This window comes from Pseudomonas sp. LS.1a (assembly GCF_022533585.1).
Lineage (GTDB): Bacteria > Pseudomonadota > Gammaproteobacteria > Pseudomonadales > Pseudomonadaceae > Aquipseudomonas.
Window position 1 is genome coordinate 2,601,663 of the sequence record NZ_CP092827.1, and the last position, 9,648, is coordinate 2,611,310.

The 9,648-nt window shown below is 61.3% G+C and carries 14 protein-coding genes; 3 read left to right on the forward strand and 11 right to left on the reverse strand.

Annotated features, from left to right (window positions below; all coding sequences use genetic code 11):
* Positions 1 to 87 precede the first annotated feature (87 nt).
* A complete protein-coding gene (locus tag MKK04_RS11970; RefSeq protein ID WP_241106644.1) occupies positions 88 to 300 on the forward strand; it encodes a hypothetical protein in 213 nt (70 codons plus the stop codon).
* On the opposite strand, the gene MKK04_RS11975 is transcribed toward MKK04_RS11970, so the two are convergent.
* From MKK04_RS11975 to MKK04_RS12025, 11 genes are all read right to left on the reverse strand, one after another.
* Positions 297 to 2,099, reverse strand: coding sequence for a DNA cytosine methyltransferase (locus MKK04_RS11975; RefSeq protein WP_442964561.1), 1,803 nt, complete (start codon positions 2,097 to 2,099; stop codon positions 297 to 299). The genes MKK04_RS11970 and MKK04_RS11975 overlap by 4 nt on opposite strands.
* 92 nt (positions 2,100 to 2,191) lie before the next feature.
* Positions 2,192 to 3,142 (reverse strand): DNA translocase FtsK, encoded by a 951-nt coding sequence (locus MKK04_RS11980; protein WP_241106645.1) that lies wholly within the window; start codon positions 3,140 to 3,142, stop codon positions 2,192 to 2,194.
* Positions 3,143 to 3,208: 66 nt separating this feature from the next.
* Complete coding sequence (locus MKK04_RS11985; RefSeq protein WP_241106646.1) at positions 3,209 to 3,409, reverse strand: hypothetical protein; 201 nt, start codon at positions 3,407 to 3,409, stop codon at positions 3,209 to 3,211.
* Positions 3,409 to 5,070, reverse strand: a complete 1,662-nt coding sequence (locus MKK04_RS11990; protein WP_241106647.1) for a YqaJ viral recombinase family protein — start codon at positions 5,068 to 5,070, stop codon at positions 3,409 to 3,411. The genes MKK04_RS11985 and MKK04_RS11990 overlap by 1 nt, the downstream gene beginning before the upstream one ends.
* A complete protein-coding gene (locus MKK04_RS11995; RefSeq protein ID WP_241106648.1) occupies positions 5,057 to 5,818 on the reverse strand; it encodes a recombinase RecT in 762 nt (253 codons plus the stop codon). Before MKK04_RS11995 ends, MKK04_RS11990 begins: the two co-directional genes overlap by 14 nt.
* Before the next feature lie 448 nt (positions 5,819 to 6,266).
* On the reverse strand, positions 6,267 to 6,416 hold the full coding sequence (locus tag MKK04_RS12000; RefSeq protein WP_241106649.1) for a hypothetical protein: 150 nt from the start codon (positions 6,414 to 6,416) through the stop codon (positions 6,267 to 6,269).
* Positions 6,406 to 6,561 (reverse strand): hypothetical protein, encoded by a 156-nt coding sequence (locus MKK04_RS12005; protein WP_241106650.1) that lies wholly within the window; start codon positions 6,559 to 6,561, stop codon positions 6,406 to 6,408. The genes MKK04_RS12000 and MKK04_RS12005 overlap by 11 nt, the downstream gene beginning before the upstream one ends.
* A complete protein-coding gene (locus MKK04_RS12010; protein WP_241106651.1) occupies positions 6,558 to 6,812 on the reverse strand; it encodes a hypothetical protein in 255 nt (84 codons plus the stop codon). The genes MKK04_RS12005 and MKK04_RS12010 overlap by 4 nt, the downstream gene beginning before the upstream one ends.
* Before the next feature lie 304 nt (positions 6,813 to 7,116).
* Positions 7,117 to 7,635, reverse strand: a complete 519-nt coding sequence (locus tag MKK04_RS12015; protein ID WP_241106652.1) for a hypothetical protein — start codon at positions 7,633 to 7,635, stop codon at positions 7,117 to 7,119.
* A gap of 20 nt (positions 7,636 to 7,655) precedes the next feature.
* Entirely contained in the window at positions 7,656 to 7,988 is a 333-nt protein-coding gene (locus MKK04_RS12020) for a DUF3846 domain-containing protein (protein ID WP_241106653.1), read from the reverse strand.
* Positions 7,989 to 8,442: 454 nt separating this feature from the next.
* Complete coding sequence (locus tag MKK04_RS12025; RefSeq protein WP_241106654.1) at positions 8,443 to 9,015, reverse strand: helix-turn-helix domain-containing protein; 573 nt, start codon at positions 9,013 to 9,015, stop codon at positions 8,443 to 8,445.
* A gap of 103 nt (positions 9,016 to 9,118) precedes the next feature.
* Here MKK04_RS12025 and MKK04_RS12030 point away from each other — a divergent pair, with 103 nt between their 5' ends.
* Positions 9,119 to 9,337 (forward strand): transcriptional regulator, encoded by a 219-nt coding sequence (locus MKK04_RS12030; protein WP_241106655.1) that lies wholly within the window; start codon positions 9,119 to 9,121, stop codon positions 9,335 to 9,337.
* 2 nt (positions 9,338 to 9,339) lie between these two features.
* Entirely contained in the window at positions 9,340 to 9,648 is a 309-nt protein-coding gene (locus MKK04_RS12035) for a CII family transcriptional regulator (RefSeq protein ID WP_241106656.1), read from the forward strand.

Sequence of the window (9,648 nt, forward strand, 5' to 3'; positions counted from 1 at the left end):
AGCGGGAGAACTGCGGTGAATGTGAGATCAACGGCTCGTACGAAGACTTATTTCCAGTGGGCGGCTAATCCCAAGAACTTTTCGAGCATGGAGGCCGCTCTTCCTGGTGGTGGCTACGTGGATGTGCGTGGCCGAAGAATTGATTCGGGAGAGGTTCAGCTATTTATCGGCGTTTACACTGCTGAGGGAAAACCTGTTCATGAGGAATATCAGGAGGATGTAAAAGGCCTCACGATTGAACAGGCGATCAATGACGGCATTAAGCGCGGCCAGGAGATTGCCGCTGGTGCCACATCCTAATCCCGCACTTGCTGGGAAACACTCAGTCCTACTGCAACCGGGCGAACCCAGATGGGCATGCTGCTGAGCATGAAGGTTTCGCCTTGGGCGGCCAGTAGCAGGGTGGTGCCCATCACGTTGGCGATGGCTTCCGCGGCTGCCGGCGGCACCGCGTTGCCGATTCGTTCGCGCCAGGCCTGATCGCTCAGTCCGTCCAGCTCTAGTTGCTCCTCGGGCTCGACCAGGCTTTGTAGCGCCGCCAGCTCCAGAGTGGTGAAAGGCCGGTGCCAGGTTCCGTCGAGCGATTCGATTACGCAGGTCAGCCGGTCATTGGCCTCGGGCAGGCGAGGGTCTGCGATGCTCCAGCGCCCGTTGTCGTGCATGGCGCTGGCGGAAACCGCACCAGCCTGGCCATTCCAGGGCACCACGCCGTAATGGCCGCCGGTAAGGTAGGCATCGCCCTTGCTGCGGCGCATGCCCGGGCGTGGGTCAGCGATCGACAGGGCACCGCTGGCCACCTGCTGCGAGCCGGTCACGGTTCCAGCAGTCTGGTTCATGGCTACCACGTTGAGCTTTCGGCTCGACGCGCCTGGGTGCCAGTTGTGATAGCGCGGGTCCTGTACGGCAAAGGCGCCCTGGCCAGTGGTGCTGCCGGCAATTACCGTGTTGGCGGAACAAGCGAACGGCGTCACCTGGTATTTGCCGAAGCCTTCTCCACCTCGGCGCGGGTCCGCAACGCTGAATGTGCCTTGCCCCGGGCTCTTGACGCCGATCACCGCGCCACTGGTGTCTTGCCAGCGACGAACCCCGTATTGCTGGTATTGCAGGGCCCCGGCCATCGCGCGCGGGTCGGCGACCGAGAACTTGCCGTTGGTTGGCCCGCTGCGAGCAGCGACGGTGCCAGCGGCCTCCTGCCAGTCATGCACGCCAAGGAATCCGTCGCGGAATTGCGGAACGATGATCAGGTCGCGCAGGTAGCCATCTTCGATCGCCAGGTCGTTCAGGCTGCGCCAGTCCTTGCCGGCCTCCACCAGAGCCAATCGAACCCAGGTTTTCCATTGCAGGGCCGGTACCCGGTGCATGGGGCCGGCCTGCTCGATATCGCCGGCCAGCGGCATACGGCCGAGGATGTCGCCAACGGCGCGCAGGCACTTCTTCTCTGGCTCGTACAGGAACGGGGGCACCTTCTCGACATGGCGAGCCACCAGCAAGAAGCGCTTGCGGCTCTGGGCCAGGCCGCCGATGACGCCGCAATCGTGGGTGGTTTCGGCAACCGCGTAGCCGAAGTGGCTGAGCAGGGCGCCGATCTGGTCCAGTAGGTGCCGGCCACGGCTGGCCAGGCGGGGAACGTTCTCGAACACCAGCAGCGGAACCGGGTCATCGCGCCAGGCCTCGCCCATAAGCCAGATGCAGCGCAGGGTAAGTTCGTTCAAGGCCTGATACTTCGGGGTCAGGCTCATCTTCTCCGACTGCAGACCGCTGGCGCCCTTGCAGGGGGAACTGATGAACACGGCATCGGGACGACGGTACTGCGCGGCGCGGCGAATATCGTCGGGGCCAGCCTCAACCCAGCCGGCTGGCGGCTCCTTACCGTGGAAGCGTGTGTACTGGTCGCGGGTAAACAGGTCAATCAGCGTTCCGTCGACACCGGACAGGCGCTTGAAGTCAGCCAGGCCGGCCGGGTCAACGTCCACACCGCCAAGGCATTCCCACTCTGCCTGCATGTTGCCAACGATAGGCTTGGCCCGATTGAAGCCCTTGGCGCCGCCGCCCAGGCCGCAGCAGAAGTGGAAGTGAGTCAGTTTTTTCTTGATCAGCATGCTGCCGTCCTTGAAGAGGTGGCGCCAGCTGGACTGGCGCAGGCATGAAAAAGGGCGCCATTCCGCGCCCTGAGGGTGTTGCAGTGATGAGGTCAGACGACCTGGTCGAGCGTTGCCACGACCTTGTAGATGTGGTCCATGGACGATTCACCTTCTTCATCCAGTTCCAGCACCTTGTCGTCGAGCAAGCGAATCAGCAGAGCCGTAACCTGCTCAGTGCTCAGTGCCAGGCGGCTTTGCAGCCAGTGGGCCTTGAACGGGCTGCCGTTCGACTTGAGCACCACCAACTGCTTGGCATCGTCATAGTCGTAGTCGCCGAACTCCTTGCCCAGAATGGTGCTGCCGGCGTCACCCTGTTCGATGATCTTGTCGACCGGGTGCTGCTCAGCCTGGCAAATAACCTCGCGGCCACCGTTGGAGTCGATGGGGGTAACCACGCCATCGGCTTCCATCTGCTCGATCATCCGGGTTGCCCGGTTGTAACCGATCTTCAGGTGGCGCTGGATCGCCGAGATCGAGGCGCGGCGGGTGCTGCGGACGAAGGACAGCGCCTCTTCGTAGAGCGGGTCAGGTCCGTCGGGCAGTTCCTCTTCTTCCTGCTGGCGACCCGGGCCAAGATCCAGTCCCATGCCGGCGATCCGCTCAGCAGCACTCAGCGGCAACTCATGCTGGTCACGCTCGGCCCGGATGCCGTCCAGGCCCTCGGCATAGTCGCTTGGCGCCAGCACCAGCAGCGCCAGTTTGCCGGACAGATCAACCAGGCCGTGCCGGTTCGGGTCTTGAGCATCCACCACGCCGGTCACCGTGATGTTCTTGGACTTGAACTTCGAGTCGGCAATGGTGATGGGGATGGTGTCCACGCTGCGCGAGCTGATGATGCCAACTGCGGTCCACGCGGCATCCTCGGCCTGCTTGGTGATGCGGTCGATGACTTCTTGCTGGTCGTCTTCGCCCAGTCGTCCAAAGGGCATCTTGATGTTGCGCAGTTCGAAGAGGGCGGCTTCGACCAGGTCGTGCACCAGCAACTGGTGGGCGAACACCATTGGGGAGGTTCCGTGCAGCTTGGCTTTCTCGATGGCTTCGCGGTGTTCTACTTTAATGGGGTTTCCTCAGTACTTGGCGATCTGCTCCAGCTTTTTCTGCTGGTGAACGCTCAGAAGGGTGCGCGGGCCGTAGCGCTTGAAGCTGGCCCGCATATTTTCGATGAATTCTTCTTCCCAGGCGCCATTGGCGTGCAGCTCGGCAGCAGCCAGCAGGGAAGTGAACTCTTCGACCTGGTCGTACAGTTCTTCCACGCTCTGGCTGGCCATTACGCGGCTGCCTGGCTGTGCCGAACCGATTGGATGTGGTGGATCAGCGCGGTGCAGATGGCTTCGAAGTCGCTGGCGCGGTACAGCTTGGCCGAGCACTCTTGCGCGACCGCCTCAAAGCCCAGCGAGGCCAGGAAGTCGGCGGTTAGGTTGAAGCCCAGGGTGTTGCTGATGTCGCCCAGCTTGATGCGTCGGCCATCATCGGCGACGGACTGTGCAGTTGGCGTTGCGCTGGTGATCGGCGTAACTGCTGGCGCCGGATCTGCCTGGGCGACCTGTTGCGGAGCCTGCTGCAAAGGTTTCTCGTCATCCCGGGGCAGAGTCTGCTTGGCGGCCTTCTGTTCAGCCTGCTGGCGCGCCAGCTCGGCGTCGTCGCGCTTCTTCTGCTCTGCCTGCTCGTGTTCACTGACCCGGACCTTGATCAGTGCCACCAGGTCGTCGTTGGCCTTCTGCACCAGGTCCTGCGCGTCGTGGAACAGGAACTTGTGGTCGGCGGCCAGTTCGTTAAGGCTGGCGATGTTCAAGCGGATCAGGTCGCCGATGCGGCTGGCCTCGATCTTCGCCCGGGCTAGTTCGGCGCCGGCCGCTTCGTTCAGGCTGTCGATGGTGCGCTTGCCTTTGATGGACTCGGCAAAGTTGGCGTGCACCTTCGGCATGCGGATGCGGCCGCCTAGGGTGGCGTCGATCTGGTCGATGTGGTCCTGCAGGGCCTTGGCCGAGTCCATCACGATCTCGGTTCGGATGCTGTCCTTGCGGGACTTGACCAGCTTGTCGAGCTCCAGGCGCTTGCGGCGAGCCTCGGCGGCGATGTCGTCGATCGCCTTGAACAGGGCGTCGATGCTCTCGGTCTGGCTCAGGGCGTGCTCTTTGGCTGCTTTCAGGCGCTCCTCAACATCGCCGCACCACTTCACGGTCTTCTCGGCGTCCGCGAAGTCCTGATCGGTCTTGAGCTCGGTGTTGATGTTGCTGAACACCTCCAGGGCGTGTGACTTGAAGGCATCCAGGTTGCTGGCGGTGACCATGCCGGTTACTTCAATGCGCAGAGCCGGCAACTGATCGGGCGCCGCGCCGATGGCCTCGACCTTGGCCTCTTTCACCTCGAAGTAGGCCAGGTCTTCTTCGAACTGGGCCCAGCCTGCCACCAGTTGCTCGCGGCGACCGGCTACCGGTTGGTACTCCAGGTGCACGAAGTTGTCGCGGGTGCCGTCCGAGCAGACGAAGATCACGCGCTCTGCGCCACTGACCAGCAGTTGCTGCTCCAGCTGCCAGTAGTAATGCGGCTCCAACTCTCCGGCGACCACTGCTGCTGCCAGGGTGGCGTTCCACAGCTTGTGCTCGAACAGCGTGTCGCCGAGCATCGTGGCCCCGTCCATCGAGGCCAGTAGGTTGCCGCTGGTACCGACGATTGGGTAAAGCTCCTCCCCCAGCATTTCCTCGACCAGGGGGCGGGCCATTTCTTCGGTAGCATGCCCGCGGTCGAAGATGGCCTGCTGCTGGGGCGTTACCTCCGGCACGATGCCGGTCTTCTTCATTGCCAGCAGATCGTTGCGGTTCTGGTACTTCGAGGCGCCCATCATCGCGGGCGCCTCCGAAGCGGTGAAGTAGCTGGAGCGAAGGGCGTGCCACTCGGGCGTGCCTTGCTGGACGTTATGCACTTGCATTGGTGGCTTCTCCTTCGATTGGAGCCAGGGAGCGGATACGCTCGATCTGCTCGGGAGTGATGGTGTATTTGCTCTGGATCGTTGCGATCAGGTGGTCAGGGCTGGTTCGCCCTGCGGCGATAAGGCCGCGCCACTGCTCGCTGCTCTCGTCGAGCTTGCTATCCGGGTAGGCAGGCAACTGCTTCGGCTGGTCGGCCTTTCGCACGTGGGCCTGGTTCAGCTCGCGCTCGGTTGGGGTGTCCTGTAGTTCCTCGGCGACCGGCATGCCGCGCAGCACATCGGGGAAAACGTCGCGCATGGCGAATGCCCGGGCGCGCATCTGGCGCATCCGCTTCGGGTACTGGCTCCATGGGCCCTGCTTGCCGGCCAGGCCGGCCGCCTTGGCCTCGGCCATGCTGAACGTGCGCACCTGCTCTTCTTCGTTGCGGCGCTTCACCCGGCAGGTGGCCGTCTCGCCGTCGTCGCTCTCGTAGATGTACTCGCAGAGCGGCGAAGAGCGGACCAGGGCGATTACGGCGTCACCCCACAGGGCTGGGCGGCCGTTGATAACCGCGATGTTCTGCATGGCCTGCATGGGCTGCAGGCCCAGTTCCATGCCCCACTGAATGGCAACCAGGATGTTGCCGGGGTTGTTGGCGAAGTCCTTGGGGACAATGGTCGACTTGGACAGGTAGTCGGCGAATTTCAGCGCTTCCTCGATGTTTTGCGGGGCGAGGCTGAACGTGGGCTTGATCGCAAGATCGCTCATGGCGAGAGGTTCCTATCGGGTAATGAGGTCAGCCAGGGCAACCAGCGTCAGCCAGCCGGCCCAGCCAAGGAGGGAAGTGGTAGCGCCGCGCCAGATCAGGTGGCGGCGCCGGCGTTGGGCGGCGGTCATGGCTCGTGCCTGCCTGCGCCATTGCATTTGTGGCAGGTGGACGTTGAGCCGTGGTACGGGCCCTGAAAGCGCAGAAGGCCTGAGCCTTTGCAGGCTCCACACACAACCTTGTTGCGTTCTCGCTCAAGTTGCTTGCGAAGGTCGGCGAGCTCGCTGTCGCGCGGATCTCCAGCCGGAACATGGAATGCCATGCCTATGCACTCGGCCCAGCCAGCAACGTCACTTGCGATTGCGCGGATCTGCTCAGCGGTCGCCGTGACTCCATGTTCTTCGAAGGCTTCGGCCAACCCCTCGGCGTAGTAGTCGGTCCGTGAGTAGCTCATGGAAACCTCACAACGAACATCCCGCGACGAATGCGGATCGTGGTGCCCAGTGGCAGGTCGCGGAACATGAAAAAGCCCTGACGTTGCAGGGCTTCAACCATTTGCTGGGCGTTTGGGGCGATGAAGCCCCGGCACTTAGCAGTCATAACGGCGCTCCAGTTGAATGTCGCGCTCGTCCGAGCGCCAGTCGCCGGCCTGGAACGGGTAAGCGTCCGGCTCGGCATCGTCTTCTTCGGGTTCTGGCTCGTCGTCCGGGTCGGGCGGGTCAAGCCAGCGGTCATAAGCGCTCATGGCCGTGCAGCCAAGGCAAGGCGCTGAGTGCGGAGCATTTGAGCCAGCAAGCGAAAGCGCGCCATGTCGATGCGCATGGTGATCAGGTCGCGCTGCTCGGCAGTGATGTCTCCGCGTGCCAGGGCGTAAGCGGCCATGCCGGCCACATAGCTCAGTTCAGTTTCGGAGGCCGCCACCAGTTCGCCCGGTGGTGACGCAAGCGCTCGCTCGATGCTCTCGTCGAACACCGTCTGCGCGGTTTGGTTGAACATGGTGGAGCCCTCAGTTGTGCCGGCTTAATGTTCAAACCGGTGAGCTTTAGGGTGTGTAAGGCTCACGAAGGTGAGTCTTAGGGTGTGCAGGGGTCTGCATCGGGGTGCGATCTGGCCGGTGCTAATCTCCGGCATGCTGGCTTGGAAGCGGAGCCATCCAGCTGCTCTAATCACGGCATTTCTGCCTGTGGCCGCTTGTGCCCAGTAAACAGCGCATCAGCATGCGCATTGCAGATCACACCCCGATACAGCCTGGTGATGGGGGAACCAGGTGCACCGGGCCGTCTTTCCGGCTGTCAGGGAATCAGTGGAAAACTACGGCACCGCCGTCAGCAGCAACTTCGAAGGCAACTTTCCACTCCTGGTACTTTTCCCAGAAGTAGCCGCCAACAGCCTCGGCTTTCTCTGCAAAGTCGGCGTAGTCCTTGGCAAGCTTGGCGCTGACCACCGGGCCGATGGTGCCGTCGCAATCCGAGAACAAGATCTGCTCATAAAACGGGCCTTGGCCTGCTCGGTTGGCACCGCCGAAGTGAGGAAAGCGCTTTTCGTACTCGTCGCTTGGGTTGTCGTCTGGCACGTAGCCTGCGAGCTTTGCCAACTCTTCCCGCCAGGCGCTGTACTGGCCGTAGCCGGTGCTGAGTCCAGATCCTTCTTCGCCAAGCTTGTAGGCAATCCCTTCCTTCAGGCCTTCAGCTCGACCAGGGAAATGCTGGTTGAAATAGAAGTCGCGGTAGTTGTCGTAGTCGACCAGCTCGCCGTCAGTGTCGCGCTCGGCGTCAGGCGCCTCGACCAGCTTGCTGTATGCAGAAACGTCCAAACCCATTGCTTGTTCCTCCAGTGAAATCAGAACCAGACGCGGCGATCGAAGATGACCGCGGTGCCGGCGATGAAGCCAAGCTGCTCCGGGTCAACGCCCAGGTTCTGCTTGAGGTAGTGGGCGCGGTAGATCTCCGTCGCCTTGTCGTTGCGGGGCAGGCGTTTCAGCAGGCCCTCTTCGTCGACGAACATGTCGGTGCCCTTGCCGTTGTGCAGCACACCGACCTGCTCCAGGTCGCCGCCGGCCAGGTGCGGCACGATCAGGCTGCGCAGGGTTTGCAGCGTCGGCGCCGCCGGCAGGTTCATGTGCAAGTTCAGTTCGGTGCCATCCGGGTGGATGACGGTGTAGTTGGTGTTCATGGGGGAGTGCTCCGGTTGACTTCCGAAAGCGCCCGAGCTGGGCGCTGACGCGAAATCTTCTGGTGCGGGCCGCTGTTACACGCCACCTGCGGACTGGGCGATGACTTGGTTCGGGGGCCCTTGGGGCCCAACAGCCGACCACGCTCTGCATGCTGTCGGCTCTCGTTTATGCGGTGCTCCACGCTGCGCACCTGGGGTGAGGCTTCCCCTGTATCCCGTTCCACCCGTCAAACCACTGGATGGGGCCTTGGCTCGCTGCGGCCCATCCGATTCCTTCCGATTGCGTTCGGTTAGGTCCGGATGAGCAAAATCTACAAATGAAAATTGTATTTGCCAAGTGTAATTTGTAATTTCAGGCGATGAAAATTGTAGATTGCTTGTAAATCAATGGGGCGCACATTTTTTTTGGGCAAAAAAAAGCCCGGATACCCGGGCTTTCGAAAGGGGAGCATTGCTACTCAGTATGATCTGGCGCACCCTCAAGCTTGCTGAGGCGCTCGTAAATCGTGTCCAGCATCGATATTTCTGTCATCAACAGCTTTCCCTCAGCGGCAGCCTGCGTGATGGTCAGGATTTCCATCATCAGCCGAGTATCTGTGATCCTGTTGTACCAATCGTTTTCCCTCATGGCGTTGATCAGCAGCTCCCGCATCTCGCTTTCGGCCTGCTTGAGCTGGTCCTTAAGCATCAAATACTCTGCAATACCCTTCATCCTGCGCGCGCCTTCTTCTGGCGTGCTGCTCGTATCGTAGATCTTGGATCTAATCTGATTGATGCGGTACGCAGCGTCCATGCGGAATGCTGCCTCTTCAACGGTGAGGTTCGGATCCTGGCCTGTCATCAGCCACTCAACGCTCCTCCCCAGAACCTTGGCGAGGATCTCTAGCCGTGCTCCTCTAGGTCTGGCCTTTCCAGACTCCCAGCTTTGGACGGCCTGCGGCGAAACGTCAAGGGTCCGGGCAAGCTCGGATTGGTTCATTTCCAAAGCCTTCCTGGCCTCGGCAATACGGTTTGCGATAGTAGTCATCGCCTGAAAATACCTTTTGTCCTTACAAGCATCATTGCAAATTTTGCTTGTAGGTCTCGATTGTAATTTGTAGAGTTTCTACAAATTTCAAGGAGAGACCGTTATGAGTGATAACCCCCCAACCCGAGCGGCGAAGGCTGCAGGGGGCCAATCCAAATTGGCCCGATTACTGAACATAAAGCCTCAGGCAGTGCAGCACTGGTGCACGACCGGAAAAATCCCAGCTGAGCGCGTGCTTTCGGTCGAGGAGGCGACGGGCATCCCGCGTCATGAGCTCAGACCGGATCTCTATCCGAACGCTGATTCGAAATCGGCGGCCTGATCATGACGACCACCCAATTAAGCCCGGAGCAGGCCACAAGGGCCCGCAAGAATTTGCACTTCATCTTGCAGCGCGTGACTTCGGTCGGTAACGCGCCGATTGCGCTTGCAGTCGGTTGCGACGAAGCGACCATCAGCCGCATGCGCCCGGAGAAGTTCGAGCAGTTCGCGCAGATCCTTGCAGTCCTCGACTTGAAGGTCGTGCCCAGCGAGATGCGCTGCTTCAACGAGCGCGACATCGAGATGTTCATTCACGGTTCCAAGCGGTGGATGGAGCACGTCCAAGGCCTGGACCAGCTCGAGGAGGGGTAA